Source organism: Burkholderia sp. Ed8, assembly GCF_040761425.1.
In the GTDB taxonomy this organism is placed as follows: Bacteria; Pseudomonadota; Gammaproteobacteria; order Burkholderiales; family Burkholderiaceae; genus Burkholderia; species Burkholderia seminalis.
Genome location: NZ_CP142885.1, coordinates 1,389,831 through 1,404,722, shown reverse-complemented (window position 1 = coordinate 1,404,722; position 14,892 = coordinate 1,389,831). Strand labels below are relative to the sequence as shown.

Annotated in this window: 9 protein-coding genes; 7 read left to right on the top strand and 2 right to left on the bottom strand. The window is 68.1% G+C overall.

Features of this window, described 5'->3' with window-relative positions:
* The first annotated feature begins 23 nt into the window (after nucleotides 1-23).
* Both VXM69_RS06515 and VXM69_RS06510 read left to right on the top strand, forming a co-directional pair.
* Nucleotides 24-1,412, top strand: coding sequence for a nucleobase:cation symporter-2 family protein (locus VXM69_RS06515; protein WP_049028406.1), 1,389 nt, complete (start codon nucleotides 24-26; stop codon nucleotides 1,410-1,412).
* Between the two features lie 298 nt (nucleotides 1,413-1,710).
* Nucleotides 1,711-2,136: an NUDIX hydrolase gene (locus VXM69_RS06510; protein WP_034185852.1), complete on the top strand. Its 426-nt coding sequence runs from the start codon at nucleotides 1,711-1,713 to the stop codon at nucleotides 2,134-2,136.
* A gap of 69 nt (nucleotides 2,137-2,205) precedes the next feature.
* On the opposite strand, the gene VXM69_RS06505 is transcribed toward VXM69_RS06510, so the two are convergent.
* Nucleotides 2,206-2,418, bottom strand: coding sequence for a hypothetical protein (locus VXM69_RS06505; RefSeq protein WP_034185851.1), 213 nt, complete (start codon nucleotides 2,416-2,418; stop codon nucleotides 2,206-2,208).
* 555 nt (nucleotides 2,419-2,973) lie between these two features.
* Here VXM69_RS06505 and VXM69_RS06500 point away from each other — a divergent pair.
* The 5 genes from VXM69_RS06500 to VXM69_RS06480 are packed head-to-tail and all read left to right on the top strand — an operon-like array spanning nucleotide 2,974 to nucleotide 12,491.
* The gene (locus tag VXM69_RS06500; protein WP_124609795.1) at nucleotides 2,974-5,259 is read left to right on the top strand and encodes a hypothetical protein; all 2,286 of its coding nucleotides are present in this window, start codon (nucleotides 2,974-2,976) and stop codon (nucleotides 5,257-5,259) included.
* Between the two features lie 31 nt (nucleotides 5,260-5,290).
* Nucleotides 5,291-6,946 (top strand): hypothetical protein, encoded by a 1,656-nt coding sequence (locus VXM69_RS06495; protein WP_367189175.1) that lies wholly within the window; start codon nucleotides 5,291-5,293, stop codon nucleotides 6,944-6,946.
* Between the two features lie 28 nt (nucleotides 6,947-6,974).
* Nucleotides 6,975-7,970, top strand: a complete 996-nt coding sequence (locus tag VXM69_RS06490; protein WP_367189174.1) for a hypothetical protein — start codon at nucleotides 6,975-6,977, stop codon at nucleotides 7,968-7,970.
* Nucleotides 7,967-8,836, top strand: coding sequence for a hypothetical protein (locus tag VXM69_RS06485; protein WP_175028869.1), 870 nt, complete (start codon nucleotides 7,967-7,969; stop codon nucleotides 8,834-8,836). Before VXM69_RS06490 ends, VXM69_RS06485 begins: the two co-directional genes overlap by 4 nt.
* 34 nt (nucleotides 8,837-8,870) lie before the next feature.
* Nucleotides 8,871-12,491, top strand: a complete 3,621-nt coding sequence (locus VXM69_RS06480) for a hypothetical protein (RefSeq protein ID WP_059558316.1) — start codon at nucleotides 8,871-8,873, stop codon at nucleotides 12,489-12,491.
* 144 nt (nucleotides 12,492-12,635) lie between these two features.
* On the opposite strand, the gene VXM69_RS06475 is transcribed toward VXM69_RS06480, so the two are convergent.
* Entirely contained in the window at nucleotides 12,636-14,873 is a 2,238-nt protein-coding gene (locus tag VXM69_RS06475; RefSeq protein ID WP_367189173.1) for a TOMM precursor leader peptide-binding protein, read from the bottom strand.
* Nucleotides 14,874-14,892: the final 19 nt, after the last annotated feature.

The following is a 14,892-nucleotide window of genomic DNA, read 5'->3' as shown; positions in this document are numbered from 1 at the left end:
CCACCTTGTCCGGCCCGCTCGCCATGCAACCCGCCTCCTCCGCCCAACCCGTCGCCCACGGCGCCGACGCCGCCGATGCGGCCCGCGACCTCGTTTACGGCCCGAACGACCGGCCGGCGCCGATGGTCGCGTTCGTCGCCGCGCTACAGCACCTGCTGGCGATCATCGTGCCGATCGTCACGCCCGGCCTGCTGATCTGCCAGGCGCTCGGCGTGCCCAGCCGCGATACGACCCTGATCGTGTCGATGTCGCTGGTGATTTCCGGCATCGCCACCTTCGTCCAGTGCAAGCGCTTCGGCCCGCTGGGCGCCGGCCTGCTGATCGTCCAGGGCACCAGCTTCAACTTCGTCGGCCCGCTGATCGCGGGCGGCAGCCTGATGGTCAAGCAAGGCACGCCGGTCGAGACCGTGATGGCCGCGATCTTCGGCGTCGTGATCGCCGGTTCGTTCGTCGAGATGGGCGTGTCGCGCATCCTGCCGTTCGTGAAGCGCCTGATCACGCCGCTCGTCACCGGCATCGTCGTGCTGCTGATCGGCCTCACGCTGATCAAGGTCGGCCTCATCAGCATGGGCGGCGGCTACGGCGCGATGGCCAAGGGCACGTTCGCGAGCGCGGAGAACCTGACGCTGTCGGGGCTCGTGCTCGGCACGATCATCCTGCTGAACCGCGTGCCGGTCGTCTGGGTACGCAGTACCGCGCTCGTCATCGCGCTCGTGATCGGCTACCTCGCGGCCGCGTTCCTCGGCCGCCTCGACTTCACGGGCATGCACCAGGCCGCGCTGTTCCAGGTGCCGACGCCGCTGCACTTCGGCATCGGCTTCTCGTGGTCGCTGTTCGTGCCGATGCTGATCATCTATCTCGTCACGTCGCTCGAGGCGATCGGCGACGTCACGGCCACCAGCAAGATCTCGAACGAGCCGGTCGAAGGCCCGGTGTGGATGCAGCGCATCAAGGGCGGCGTGCTCGTCAACGGCGCGAACTCGCTGCTGGCCGGCGTGTTCAACACGTTCCCGAGCTCGGTGTTCGCGCAGAACAACGGCGTGATCCAGATCACCGGCGTCGCGAGCCGCCACGTCGGCATCTGGATCGCGGGGATGCTCGTGGTGCTCGGCCTGTTCCCGGTCGTCGCCGGCGTGCTGCAGGCCGTGCCGGAGCCCGTGCTCGGCGGCGCGGCGATGGTGATGTTCGGCGCGGTGGCCGCCTCGGGCATCAACATCCTCGCGGGTGTCCAGCTCGATCGTCGCGCGCTGCTGATCATCGCGGTGTCGCTGGCGCTCGGCCTCGGCGTGTCGCAGGTGCCGGACATCCTCAACAGCCTGCCGCACGCGCTGAAGAACGTGCTGGAATCGGGTGTGGCGACGGGCGGCATCTGCGCGCTCGTGATGAACTGGTTCCTGCCGGAAAAGAAATGACCGGACGCGCCGCAGGGCGACGCGGCGTGCCTGACAGGCGGCGCCGCTGCGCGCGAACCTCGACGCGCCGAACGCGACGTCCGGCCGCCCGCTCCGCCGAAGCGCTGACGTGGAACCGGTCAGGATGACTTGCGGCCTGGCCGGTTGCAGCACGCGCGGCACCCGATGCTTGAGCCGCAGCCGGGTAGCCGGCGCGGCATGGCCCCGACGGCGCCTGGGCGCGCCGGCCAGGACAATCAAAAGTCAAACCCGGTCAGGCCACCTTGGTCGATCGATTCGTGCTGGTTAGAATCACGATATGCCCCAAGTCCCCGCCCCCAACAACGCCCCCGCGGCAACGACCGTCCAGGTCAAGGAACGCGCGACCATCGTCTGCTACCGCGACGCGCGCGTGCTGCTCGTCGCGCGCACGGCGTCACGCTGGGCCTTGCCCGGCGGCACCATCAAACGCGGGGAAACGCCGCTCGAGGCCGCGCATCGCGAGCTGTGCGAAGAAACCGGCATGACCGGCCAGGACCTGACGTATTCGATGCAGTTCACCGGGCTCGCGAAGATCCATCACGTGTTCTTCGCGGAAGTCGGCCCGGACCAGACGCCGCAAGCGAGCAACGAGATCGAGAAATGCAAGTGGTTTCCGATCGACGGTGTCGACGGGCTGCGCGCCAGTATTCCGACGAAGCGAATCGTCGAACTCGTCTACAACCACGAAATCCGCAAGGCGTAAGCGCACCGCGCGCGAGCGTGCGGTCGCCCCGCTCGGGTCGTCGTTCGTGGATCGGCGGCGCGCGAACGCTCAGTGCGTGCGCTGTCTTCGCAATTCGTGCGTGGAATAAACGACGAGAAAGATGCCGAGCATCGCGATGCCGGACGCCATGAAGTCGTTTGCGCTTCCCGCGCCGCGCAGCGACGCCGGGAGAATGCCCAGACTCAATCCTGCCCCAGCAAGAAGCAATCCTGCTGCTACGCCCCAGATCGGTCCGGTGATCTTGTCGGTTTTATTTTTCATACAGCACCCGTCTACAGTCGTGACCTGAACGGCATCGGCAAAAGGCGCCGCGTCTACCCTCAGTGGTTTCACTATAGCCGGAAAATAATTCACTGCGCGTCCGGACATTTACCGATCAAGTTTTACCGGTCGCGACCGCTTGACCGGGAAAATCGTGCCCCGTTCGGCCCGGGGGCCGACAAACGATCCGCGCGCCACCCGGCGCGCCCCTTCCGGTTCGTTCCCGGCGCCAACCAGGCGGCCGCCCGCGGCCCACGTTCCTCGCCCGGCACCGATCGGTCTCACGCCATCGCGCCGGGTGTAATTGCCTGTAATTGCACCGTCGCACCAGACTGCCTAATTTCCACCTGTACCTTCGGCGCATCGATACGGGAAGCCCGCCCGAAGGGTCCGTGAGCGTTTGACCTCGAACCGGCACATGTCCGGCGTAACGCGGTTCGGAAACCCCGCACCTCGACCCGGCCCTCGGTCCGGGGGCGGGGATTCGGGCCGCACCGCGCGCGAATTTCCGCCGGACTCGCATGACACACCACACGTTCTCAACTGGAGATGGAAATGATCAATATTCAGGACTCCCGAGTCATCAAGTACGACAACGACAGGAAGAGCGTCACCGTCTATCGCGATTTCGCGAACACGAATCTCTGGTACATCGTGCCGAAACCCCAGCTCGCCACCCAGACCGTCGACGGCATCACCCTTCCGGCGTTCGCGCTGACCGAGTTCAGGACGAACAGCGGCTCGGCCGGCACGGTGACGTTTACGGCCGAACTCGTGATCGACCCGGAGGCCTACCAGGCCGTGAAGAACGTCCTGGGCCAGGGCATCGAATTCGGCCAGTTCGTGTGGAACGACGCCCAGGCGTTCCTGACGCTGACGCTTCCGTCCACGGCGCCCGATACGCAGCTCAACGTCACGCCGTCCAATTTCGGCAGCAACGCGGCGACGTTCATCATCGACCTGAAGACCGCCGCCGACGTCAAGGCGATTCGCGACATCTTCGACTCGGGCGTCGGCCTGTCGACCTGGTCGATCCAGTATGTCGCCACGACGCTGAGCCAGCTGCCGGCCGTCAAGGCCACCGTGACCTACGACTGCGCGATCGCCGCCAGCTACCAGAAGACCGTCCACATCGACCGCAACGTCTGGGGCAGCGAGACCGGACGGCGCACCACGATCCGCGAATACATGCAGAAGTCCGATTCCGGCAAGGTCGACCTGGCGTGGTCGGTCCAGCCGTCGGACGAGTTCCGGCAACGCGTCCACGACTGGGCGTTCACGACGCTCGAGGGGCTGGTCCAGGCCGCCGCCGACGATGTCGCGCGCCGCCTCGGCGCGAGCGCGGCCGACGATTTCAGCATCAACTCGATCGGCTCGTTCCAGCGCGTCTACCAGGAAAACGAGGTCATCGACTGGACGATCATGCCGCAGGGCTTCCTGCCGACCTTCGACAAGACGGTCTGGAGCCGGCTGGACAAGACGGTCGACAACCGCACGCTGGATGTGTCCGTGACGATGTCGGCCGACCTGAAGAACGCGGGCATCAGGAAGGTCACCGTGACGATCGACTATCCGGGCAAGGGCCAGCCGGAATCCAACGCATTCACCGCCGACACGGCCAATACCTGGCATTACGAATCCAACGGTTTCTTCGGCGCGAACAAGCAATTCGTATCGGAATACACGTACTGGTACCAGGTCGAGCCCGAAGACGGCGATGCCTTCACGTCGCCGCCATTCAAGAGCAGCAGCGACCAGCTCCAGATTTCCAACACCGACCTCGGCTACCAGCAAGCCGAGTTCATCTGCTCGAACATCGCATTCGCATCGGAAAAACCGGGCAACAACGTCGACTTCGTGCTGATCGACTTCACGTACCTGCCGACCGCCGGCTCCAAGCTGTTCGTCGATCAACGCAAGGTCACCAAGAACGCCCAGGCCGTGCAGTTCCGCAGCCACAGCTATCAGCCGAGCGGCGCGAACTACAGCTATGCGGTCACCTACGTGCTGACGAACGGCGACATCATCGTCAACCAGCCGCAGTCGGTGTACCCGGTGGTGAACAGCCAGACCCTGACCGTCTACAGCATGATCGCCCCCGCCGATTTCACGGTCACCGTCATGAACGACACGATTCCGGGGGGTAGTATCGCGCTGCCGGCGATCACCGGCGTCTCGCTGACGACCGGCTACACCGACCAGCCGGACAGCCCGGATCGCCAGACGCACAAGTTCCACGAACTGGGGATCGAGGACTACTACACCGGCACGTGGGAATACCAGGCCGTCAAGCGCAGCACCTCGACCGTCCAGGTCGACGGCACGGTCTATTACCGCGACAAGAACAACACGCGCAAATCCGTCGCGGTCCGCAAGGTGCGCTACGGCAACACGCCGTCGTTCGCACTGGACGTGTTCCCGGTCCAGTTGCCCTTCACGGTGACGTTCGATCCGTCGCTGGTCGACTGGAAGACGTACATCCAGGTCGAAGTCCAGATGTACCGCGCGTCGGGGTCGGGCAAGACCGACATCGACTCCTGCATCTTCAAGCCCACGACGCTGTCGAACGGCACCACGATCCTCCCGTCGCCCTACTACTACACGTTCGCGCGCGAAGTCGATGCGTCGACGGAATTCCAGTACGCGACGACCTACTTCGAAGCCGGGACCAACCGCGGCGTCGAAGGGCCGCAGGGCAGTTACGACAACAACACGCTGGTGCTGCCCCACGATACCAAGGGCGGGACGAAGCCGGTCTATTCGGTACGGCTGCCGGCAAGCGACGTCCTGACCCGCGACCTCGACGAGACCGACAAGGCCGACGAGACCGACCTGGTCTGACCGCCCTCCCGACCGACCCAAGCGCGCGACCATGACAACGCTCACCTACACCGTCAAGCTGGCGACCGAATCCGGCCCCGCATCGCCTCCCGCCCCCCGGCGGGCGACGCTGCTGCTCGAGTTCAAGGATCCGGTACGCAACGCTTACCAGCAAGCGACGCTCGTCCTCGACACCGACACGCCGCGGCGCACGTGGCAGATCGACGTGGCCGCGGCCGACACGGGACAGGCGTTCTACGCCTCGGTGCTCGATTACGAGGCCGGCGAACAGGTCGCGCGCGCTCCGGTCCCCTTCGTCGGCACCGAGGCCACGATCGGCGCCGCCGCCGAACCCGTCTCCGTCACGGCGCTGCTCGACGCGCTCGACTGGACGGCCGTGTCCTCGGTACAGGTCGCCGTCGGGGGACAGTCCCACACCTTCACCCGCGAGCGTCCGTATGCGTGGTGCTTCGCGCTGCCCGGCCCGGGCATCGTCGAATGGGCCGCCGACTACGCGATGACGGACGGCACCCGGCGATCCGGCACGGGCGTGGCCACGCAAGGCATCGCCATCATCCCCGCGCCGCCGGCCGACGTTCGCTTCTCGATCGCCGCCGCCGACGTCGACGCATTCGCGGTGGCCGCCGTCGCGTTGCGCGTGACCGGCTACGACGGCGTGGTCAGGACTGCAGAACTCGCCAAGACGCACCCGAGCGTGACGCTCTCGCTGCCGTTCGCACCGCCGGAACAGGCATGGTTCGTCTACGACTGGACGGTCACCTATACCGACGGCACGCCTGCGTGGACCGCGCCGGCCCGCGCGAGCGACGGCGCGCGGTCGATCGTGCTCGACGATTTCGGCCGCATCCTGCTGGCCAGCGACGCCATCGACTTCGACGTGGTCGAGAAAGTGACGCTGACCTGGCAGTACGACAACCAACCCAAGACGGCCGAGTTGTCCCGCGCGCAACGGTCGGTCCTGCTGCGCCCCGGCCAGGACTACGATCGTGCGCGGCCGCTGGTGGCCGGCCTGACCTATGTGCTGTCCAGCGGATCGACGAACCTCGAGGGCGAGGCCGTGCCGCAGGGCCGCTTCGAGGTGCCCTATCCGCTCAGCACGCGGCTGGTGCGCGTCTTTGCGCCCGGCATGCTGACCACGCCGCCGCTCTACAGCGCGATGCGCCTCACGTCGGTCCAGACGCTCGAACTGGGCTCCGGCTGGCAACTCCAGACCGGCCTGCCGCAGATCAACCTCACCCCGAGCGCGCCGACCTGGGAAACGCGCGTCGCCGCGGTCGAGCCGGAGCGGGTCGTGCTGAGCTTCGCGGGCACGGCAACGCCCGACGGCGGCGGCAGGCCGAAGCCGATCGCGCTGACCCGATCGCCATTCGAGCTGACGCCCGCCGGGCCGGAGATCGCGCTCGCGACGGTCCAGGTATCGGCGCAGTCCGTCTCCTGGGAGCGCTACGTGCGCGTGGAAGCGAGCCTGTGGACCGGCAGCGATGCCGCACGTGAAAACGAACAGACGATCTCGTTCGACCGCAACAGCGCCGATGCGTGGTGGGCCTACCTGCCGCCATCGGGAACCTACGGCCCGTCGTTCCGATGGTCGGCGACCTACTATCCGGCCGACGGCACGTCGCCACAGCACAAGGCACCGACGTCCAGCGACAACCCGCGCCTGTCGCTGCCGCCGACGCTGTCCTGAGCGCGGCCTTCACGCACGAACGCCCACCATGCCCATGGCCGAACTCCACCCGGCAGTGCAGCGAGCGCTGGCGCTGGCGTCCTCGCACGGGACGCCCGCACGCCAGGCCGCGGCGCCCGCGCCGGACGCCGCGCTGCGGCACCTGCTGCGCGACCGTTCGCCGGCGGAACCCACCGCCTGGAACGACAGCAAACTGGGACGCAGCGGCTTTCCGGTGGAAATCTCCATCGCGTTCGGCCGCCCGGAACTGCGCTATACCGTCGAGCCCGCCGGCCCCGACACGCCGCCCGCGCGCCGGTTGAGTCGCGCGGGTGCCGCGATCGCCGCGCTGTCGGACGAGTCGATCGAACCCGCGGACCTCGCGGCGATCGCGTCGTTCCAGGACAACGCGGCGCTCGCCTACGGCGCATGGATCGGCGGCCGGCACGGCGCCGGCAAGCCCCGCTTCAAGCTCTATGCGGAGGTGCCCGGGCGCGGCGCCGAGCACGCGCTGGCCTGGGGCACCCGCCATCTCGGCGACCTGTCGGGCATCGTCCGGCGCGGCGCGTGGCCCGTCATGGCCGGCTGGCAACCGGCGGGCCGGCGCGCCGAGCTCTACCTCCGCACGCGCCGGCTGTTCCGCGCGGACGTGCCGCTGCTGATGGCGGCGGCACGACTCGAGCACCGCGCAGACGAAGTGCTCGGCCTGCTGCAGGATGCCTGCTGCAGCGCGATCGAGGCCGCGCTGCCGGCGGCCGATTTCGGCGTCAGCATCGATGCCGGCCCGGACGGCGCGTCGACGTTCACGCTGTATGCGGTCGCCAACGACCTGTTCGGCGGCGACGGCCGCATCCGCGAAACGGTGCTGCGCGTGGCCGCCGCCCGCGGATGGGACACGCACTTCTATCGCGCGCTCAGCGAACCGCTGGCCGGCGCGAGCGGCTTCGTGACCCGGCACGGGATGTTCGGCATCGTCGTGGCATCGGACCAGCCGGCGACCGTGGCCATCGGACTGACGCCGGACCATCCCGAGACGTCGTCATGAGCGCCGCGTTGCCCGCCCGCGCGAGCCGCGCCCCGGTCCACGCGCTCGATGCGCTCCTCTCCGCGCAGGCGCCCGGCGGCGCGTTCCCGTCGCGCGTGACCGTCGGCGACCGGCGCTACGCGGACGAGAACGCCTTCGTCACGGCCCTGGTCCTCGACGCGCTTGCGCGCCTGCCGGCCGGGACGGCCGATCGCGCGATCGCCCGCGGCCTCGACTTCCTCGAAAGCTGCGCCTCGCTCACCTGCCCGGGCGCGTTCCGTTTCTATCCGCCCGGCCGGATGCCGTCCTGGCTGGGCGTCGACCTGCCCGCGGATGCCGACGATACCGCGCTCGCGCTGACGCTGCTTGCCCGCTTCGGACGGCGCACCGCGGCCGAGGCCTGCGACGCGCTGGAGCGTGTGCTGCATCCGTGGCGGCTGCACTACCGCCCGGAGTCCGCCGATCCGTGGATCGCGCAAGGGGCGTGCCGGACCTGGCTCGACCGCCGTGCGGCCCCCAATCCGGTGGATGCATGCGTGAACGCGAACGTCGCGACGGCGCTGACCTCGCTGGGCGGCGCCGGCCACGCCGCCTGCCGCGCGGCGCGCGACACCGTGCTGGACGCCATCGCGTTCGTCGCGGAGAACCCCGCGCATCGCGCGCGGCTGACCGCCTTTTACCCCGACCTGTGGGAACTCGTGCATGCGCTGCGCCGCGGCGCCCGGCACGGCGTCACCGGTTTCGCGCGCGCGGCCGCGCAGCTGGCCGGGATGCTCGGCCCCCACGCCGGCGCGCAGGCCACGGTCTGCTCGTCCACCGACATGCACTGGCGCTGGACAGCGCCCCTGTTGCAAACGGCGCGCACGCTCACGCGCGACACGCCCTAGCCGTCACCGCCCACCCTTTCACTGGAGAGATCCCATGCCTGGCGTTCATACCGTCCCACCGTCGCTGTCCGCTTCGCTCTACGGCAACGCACCCGATCCGAAATCGGGCCTGCAGGTCAGCACCCGTCTGATGGAAAGCTACGAGATCATCCGCCCGGTCACCGGCGCGAGCGACATCTCGACGTTCCTCAATGCCGCCGGGCGCCTCGATATCTATTCGTCCGGCACCGCGCAGAAGGTCTACCGGATCCGCGCGGACAACCAGTCGGACACCGGCTGGACCGAAACCGACCTCGGCGTCACCGCGAGCCAGATCAGCCCCTGTCTCGCGCGCAGCAACGACTACGACAATCCGAATCTCCTCGGCATCGGCGCCAGCGGCAAGCTGACGCTGAGCCGATGGCAGGACGGCCGCTACGCGCAGGCCGACTGCCAGCCCGCCGGCGCGAAACGCCCGCTCAAGCAGATGCTGTCGACCCGGAATTTCGGCAACGTCTACGTCAACGTCGTGCTCGACAACGACGAAGTCGGCAGCAGCTATCTGCGGCCGGACGGCACCTGGGGGTCGACCGACTGGGTACCGATCCGCAAGAGCCAGGGCAGCCCGGACAACGCCACGGTCAAGCGCATCGCAATGTGCGCGAACGATCCGGTGCAGCAGTCGCTGTTCGCCATCGGTCCGGACAACGCCGTGCTGTTCGCGCAGAGCGACTTCCGCTTCTCCTACTTCACGACGCTCGGCTACAAGAAGGCGATCGACCTCGCCGTCGTGGCCGACCAGGAGAAGCGCCTGAACATCTTCATCGTCGATACCGACTTCGGCATCTGGCAAAAGCGCGAGAAGAAATACAGCACGTCGGGCATCCAGTTCGACGACTGGGTGCTGGTCAGCAACGCGGCGCCGGTCACGGGCCTGCGGGCGGTCATCAACGCAGGCGGCCTGCTCGAGGTCTTCGCGATCGGCAAGGATCAGCGGCTCTACCATACGCGGCAGATCAGCAGCGGGCTCAACAAGGTGAGCTGGTCGAGCTTGTTCGAACTCGGCAACCCGGTGCCCAACACGAAATTCACCGTCGGCCGCAACGCCGCCGGCTACTCGGAAGCGTATTCCGTGTCGTCGGACAGCAGGCTGTACCGCTTCTGGCAGGACCCGAAGACGACCCAGTGGACCAACGAGGAAATCCGCCTGCAGGGCACGGGCGAGATGACGTCGGTGCCGACCCATGCCACCGAGATCACGGTGCTGGACGACGCCGGCCAGCTTGCCGTCAACGCCCGGGTGCAGATCGATGCCGCGTCGATGGTGCCGCTGCGCATCAACGGCCTCTACTACCAGGCGAGCCCGGACTACACGATCCCGGTGCTGTCGGGCGGCGGCGGCAAGGTGGTGATCGAGCGCTTCACCAACAGCCTCGCGAGCCCCAGCTACCACGTCCGCACGCAGTTCATGCAGCCGGGCGAAGGCGTCACCGTGGAGCCGAACGGCGCGCTGCAGGAGAAGATGCACGCGGTCGACACCGACGCCGTCTGGAACGCGAAGACCGCCTCCGGCGCCTACCTGCTGGCCGGGGATTTCCGGACCCGCGAAAACGCCGAGAACGTGGCGAAGATCATGCGCCAGTCGATGTCGTTCGGCATGCCGGCCAACGCGTCGGCCCGGAGCCTGCGCTACCTCGGCGCCAACCGCTCGCTCGTCGGGCTGCGGCATACGACGCGTGGCACGGCCGACCCGTTCGCGCTCGTGCCGGAAGACGTGCCCGCCCAGCACTGGCGGGTGTCGTTCACCGATACCGGCGTGCACTACGACGACCTGACCGCGGACCAGGCCGGCGCCTACCTGTTGCGCTCCCGCGCGCTCGCGTCGTCCGGCGACGAAACCCTGGCGAATGCCGGCTTTCTCGGCATCGACTGGGGCGACATCTGGAACGCGATCAAGAACGGCGTCGGCCGCATCATCGACGGCCTGAAGGAATTCGTCGTGACGACCATCGTCGATCCGGTCACGCGCCTCGTCAACGAGATCAAGGTCGTCTTCAACTTCCTCATCGACGGCGTGACGTACCTGATCGACAAGACCATCAAGCTCTTCCAGCAGGCGTTCGACATCGTCGAGGGCATCTGGAACAAGCTCAAGGTGTTCTTCAAGGAACTGTACGAGTGGCTGGCCTTCTTCTTCGCGTGGGGCGACATCAAGCGATCGGCGGAGGCGACCCGCCATACGTTCGACGCGACCTTCGACTACCTGCTCCTGGCGGTCGAGGCGGTGAAAGGCCAGGTGGCGGCCGGTTTCGACCACCTGCAGACGGAGATCGACAAGGCCGTCAACACGTTCCTCGCGCAACTCGACCCGAAGCTCGGGATCGGCCAGTACGCGGACGACGTCGATCGCCCGGACCCGCGCATCGGCGAGTCGACCAGCCACAACGTGCTGCTCAACGCCTTTTCGGATAACTACAAATCGACGCGCGTGTTGTCCCGTGGCGATGCGCTGGCCGTCGCCGCCGATCCGCTCCAGGGCCTGTGCGAAAAGCTGAAGGCAGTCGCCGACAACTTCGAGTTCGGCCAGGGCAAGAACGCGTTCCACGACGCCGCCGCCTACTTCGAACAGATCGGCCGCACGCCCGATCGCGTGCTCGACCTGCTGTTCGCCGGCACCGTCAAGGTGATGGAGGCCGTCACCCAGTTCGCGTTGAGCGCGGCCAAGGGCCTGGTCCTGACGATTCTCGACCTGGTCGCCGACGTGATCGGCGCGGTCAAGGACCTGTTCGACACCGAATGGGAAATCCCGTTCGTGTCGCAGCTTTACAAGCTGATCACCGGCTCGTCGCTGAGCTTCAAGGTGCGCGACCTGTTCTCGTACGTCGTCGCCATCCCCGGCACGTTGCTGTACAAGCTCGTGAAGCATGAAGCGCCGTTCCCCGACGCCGCGAGCGTCACCCGCTTCAAGTCGTCGTTCACCGCGCAGTGGCTCGCCGAGCAGAGCGGAATCGCGCCGAAGTCCGAGGTTTCGCTGATGGTCAGCGCCGAGCAGAAATCAGCCATCGCGGTCTTCTTCGGCGTATCGGCGTCGGTCTGCATCTTTGCCGCGACCATTCTCGACACCATCGAGATCGCGCTGCAGACCGAGGAGGTCGAGGTCGAGGCGATCGGCACCGGCTCGCTGTTCATGGGCTTCGGCTCCGCGTTCTTCAGCGTGCCGTGGATGATCGCGAGCGACGCGGGCGGCTTCTCGTGCAACGACGGCAAGGGGCTCAACAACCTGCTCTGGCTGTTGAACACCGTCGTCGGGTACGGACGGGCCGCGGCGCTCAAGATCGCCGGCAAGAAGTACAAGATCCCCGCGGAAGTGGATCAGGTCACGGTGAATCTGTGGGGCTGCGCGCGGCTGGCCCTGACGATCGTGTGGGCCGTGAAGAGCGGCGAGGAACTGGATGGCGTCGAAGCGGCGGAGGCGTTCGTCGACACGATCACCGGTCAGGTGTTCCGCTTCCTGGGCGTCAAGGCGGTGGTCGCCGCGACCGAGGGCATCTCGCTCCTCGCGCTGCTCGTGATCGTCGGCCTGGGCGGCATGACGACGACCGCGCTGCATCTGGCCGCGTCGCTGAAATCCGACGAGGCCGTCGCGCGGCGCCTGCCCGCCCAGGCGCTGGCGTGACGCCGGCCGGTCGTCGCGGCACGATCGGGCAGCGCGACGGCATGAAAGCGGCCGCGCGCGGCGGCATCCGGCCCGGCGGGCCGAGGCCGCCGCGCGGCCGCGGTCGACGCGGTGGCGGGCCGTCGTGCCGCGGCGACCGGCCCGTCAGAGAAACAGCAGCGCCTCGTTCAACTCCGTCTCGCGGCTCGGCTGGCCCCGCCAACCCAGTCGAACGGGAACCGAATAGAGCCGTTGCGCGCCGAAGCGCGGCCAGAAATGGCACAGCCCCGGCGCGATCACCTGCACGACGGACAGGCCGAGGTCGGGTCGCGTCTTGTCGACGACGAGCACGTCCATGCCGGCCGCCGCGATGCGCCCGACACCCTGCGCGATCGCAGCCGGCAGCGACGCGGCGCCGATCGGCTGCCACGTCGAGCGGCTCGTGCGGGGCAAATCGGCCGCCGGATACAGGAATCCGGTGTCCGCCAGCTTGCCGCGATCCCACGGGTCCGGCGCATCCGCGGCGACATCGAGCAACTGGTTGACTTCGGTCAGCGCCCGGTTCACTGCGATGGCGCCGTCCGGATGGCAGCCGAAGCCGATCGAGAAGCGCCCGTCCTGCGGATTTTCCGCGAGCGCGGCCACGGTCGGCACCCCGAGGTCGGCGGTGATGTCGAGCGCCCACAAACGCCATCCGAGCGTCGCGTATTCGCGCACGAGCGCGTCGAAATACGGATCATCGAAACTCGACAATTCGATGCCGGGCCGCGCGATCCGGTTGTACCACCAGATCGCGACCGCATCGCGCTCGATCAATTCGAGCATGCCTTGCAGGATCGCCTCGTCGAGGCTCGAGCCCGCCGCGCAGCCGTTGGGGTTGTGCACGCACGCGGCCGGCGCCCGCGCGCTGTCCGGCGTTTCCGCATAGCAGTAGCTCAGCGGCACGAGGTGACGCCGGCCGGTCACGAGCGACCAGGCCGGCGTCCAGTCGATGACGTCGTGCGCCGTGAAGCGCGGCGGCACCTGTTTCCGGACATCGCGGGTCAACGCGTTGATCGCGTCGCGCGCGTCGAATTGCCGTTCGCTGAACTGCTGAAGGGCGTTCACGTGGATCGGGGCGGCGTCGCATGCGGGATCGGCGAGCAGGCTTTCGAGGCTTCCCGTCAGCGTCGCCTCGTCCCCCTGGTACACGCTGCTGAATCGCTCGAGCGCCTCGCACAGCGCGCTCGCGCGGGCCTGATCGTCGGTACGACCCTTGCCGGCGCAGATCCTGTCGAAGCGGTTGCTGCCCGGCACGGCCGCCGGGCACACGAGAAAGCCCGACGCGTAGACCTTGCGCAGACCCGCGTGCCGCTTCGGCATCGGATGCAGGTAAGCGATCGCGCCGCTGACCGGCGAGACCAGATGGGCATGACGCGCGAACACCTGCTGCGGATCGGCGATGCGGTAGCCGCCGTCGGAGCGCGCCAGCGGTTCATGATCGGCGAGACGCGGCGCGCGCGCCGCCTGTTCGCGCATCCACCCGGGATTGCCGCAGCACGGGCATTGCGGACGTTTCAGCACGCGGTGACGCTCGGCGGCCAGCGTGTCGATGCGCTGCGCCACGATATGGGTCTGCGCCCGTGCCGACGCCGCGGGGTTGACGGCGATCTGCTCGACCGTCGCCGCCACGAGCCCCGCCGCGGCAAAGGCCGCCGCACGCGACGCCGCCGGCGGCAGACGCGCCGCGTCGCGGCCGTGATGGCGCGCGAGCAGCGCTTCGACGGGCCGGTTGATGCGAATCCAGTAGCGCACGCATTCGATGCACGGCGCGTCGGCGAGCGCGTCGCCGCCGGCCAGCAACGGTCCGATCAGCGTCTGCACGCCGCCCGTCGTCACGACGAGCAACGCCCCGCCGCGCGCCGCGACGCGGGCGGCGCACGCGGCGAGATCGTCGCGATCGTGCGTATCGGCGATCGCGACGGTCAGCCCGGCCTCCGTCACGACGTCGATGCCGGCTGCGTCGAGCGCGCGCCCGAGCGCCGTATCGTCGGCACCGAACCGCTCGATCGCGACACGCAGTTGCGCGACGTGCCCGCAAGCCGCGTCGCCGTCGAGCCCCGCACGCTCGAAGAAGCCGCGCGCCGCATCGTCGTCGTGCGGCAGGTCCGCGCGCACGTACCCGCGACGCACCAGTTGATCGAGACGCGCGAGCACGTCCCATTCGCCGAACGCACCGGCAAGCGACGTCACGGTCTCCGCGATCGTCATCCGCGCCCGCAGGCACGCCGCGATCCGCACGAAAATCGCGCCGGACAGCATCACGCGCTTGAATTCGTCGACGACGAACAAGGTCTCGGGCCCGGCATCGAGCACGAGCAAATGCGGCTTGAAGCGCAACACGCGCGAAGGGTCATCGAGCATCGTCGGGTTCCATGCGGCG

What these genes read in the sequence shown, in the direction of transcription:
- VXM69_RS06515 (WP_049028406.1), top strand. Translation starts at nt 24, where the DNA reads ATGCAACCCGCCTCCTCCGCCCAACCCGTCGCCCACGGCGCCGACGCC.
- VXM69_RS06510 (WP_034185852.1), top strand. Translation starts at nt 1,711, where the DNA reads ATGCCCCAAGTCCCCGCCCCCAACAACGCCCCCGCGGCAACGACCGTC.
- VXM69_RS06505 (WP_034185851.1), bottom strand. Translation starts at nt 2,418, where the DNA reads ATGAAAAATAAAACCGACAAGATCACCGGACCGATCTGGGGCGTAGCA.
- VXM69_RS06500 (WP_124609795.1), top strand. Translation starts at nt 2,974, where the DNA reads ATGATCAATATTCAGGACTCCCGAGTCATCAAGTACGACAACGACAGG.
- VXM69_RS06495 (WP_367189175.1), top strand. Translation starts at nt 5,291, where the DNA reads ATGACAACGCTCACCTACACCGTCAAGCTGGCGACCGAATCCGGCCCC.
- VXM69_RS06490 (WP_367189174.1), top strand. Translation starts at nt 6,975, where the DNA reads ATGCCCATGGCCGAACTCCACCCGGCAGTGCAGCGAGCGCTGGCGCTG.
- VXM69_RS06485 (WP_175028869.1), top strand. Translation starts at nt 7,967, where the DNA reads ATGAGCGCCGCGTTGCCCGCCCGCGCGAGCCGCGCCCCGGTCCACGCG.
- VXM69_RS06480 (WP_059558316.1), top strand. Translation starts at nt 8,871, where the DNA reads ATGCCTGGCGTTCATACCGTCCCACCGTCGCTGTCCGCTTCGCTCTAC.
- VXM69_RS06475 (WP_367189173.1), bottom strand. Translation starts at nt 14,873, where the DNA reads ATGCTCGATGACCCTTCGCGCGTGTTGCGCTTCAAGCCGCATTTGCTC.